Origin of the sequence: Mesorhizobium sp. M7A.F.Ca.US.006.04.2.1 (genome assembly GCF_004022915.1) — a bacterium.
GTDB classification, from domain to species: Bacteria; Pseudomonadota; Alphaproteobacteria; order Rhizobiales; family Rhizobiaceae; genus Mesorhizobium; species Mesorhizobium ciceri.
This window is the reverse complement of record NZ_RZQA01001471.1, coordinates 1-781: the sequence shown is the minus strand read 5'-3', so window position 1 is coordinate 781 and position 781 is coordinate 1. Positions and strand designations below refer to the sequence as shown.

At 65.0% G+C, this 781-nt stretch carries 1 protein-coding gene; it reads right to left on the bottom strand.

Going from position 1 to position 781, the window contains the following annotated elements; all coding sequences use genetic code 11:
* Positions 1-781: MFS transporter (locus EN925_RS38130; protein ID WP_128337481.1), on the bottom strand; the 781-nt coding region annotated here is incomplete at both ends.

Genomic DNA, 781 nt, shown 5'->3' with positions numbered 1-781 from the left:
ATGCTCTTCCATGGCCAGCACCGACGTGGTCGGAATGACCAGACCAAGGAAGCCGTAGCCGACGAACAGCAGCGCCGCCATCACGTCGAGCCGGTCGATGCCCGTCGCCATCACCGCGAACAGCACCACCATCGTCGTGGCATAGCCGGTCACCGCGACGCGCACCACGCGTCGCAGGCCGAAGCGCTCGGCCAGCAGCCCCGTCATCTGCGACATGCCGATGAAGGCGACCGCGTTGATCGAGAAGAACACGCTGTAGACCGAAGGCGACAGGCCGTAATGGTCGATCAGGATGAACGACGAGCTCGACAGATAGACGAAGAAGCTGGCAATGCCGAAGCCGGCAATCGCCGTCAGGCCGAGGAAGTTACGGTCGCCCATCAGGAAGCGGTAGGCCGACAGCGCGGTGCCGAAGGAGGACCCGGCGCGATCTTCCACCGGCCGCGTCTCCTTGAGCGAGGTCGCCAGAAGGATGGTGGCCAGCAGAGCCGCGCCCGTCACCGTCCAGAACACGGCACGCCAGCCGAAATTCTCGATGATCACGCTGCCGGTCAGCGGCGCCAGGATCGGCGACACCGAAAATACCAGCATCAGCAAGGACATCAGCTTGGCAGCCTCATTGCCGGTATGCAGGTCGCGCACGATGGCGCGCGGAACGGCCATGCCGGCGCTGGCGCCAAGCCCCTGCAGGAAGCGGAAAGCGATCAGCCATTCGATGGTCGGCGCCATTGCCGAACCGATGCCGCCGACCATGAACAGCGCAAGGCCGCCGTAGAGCGGC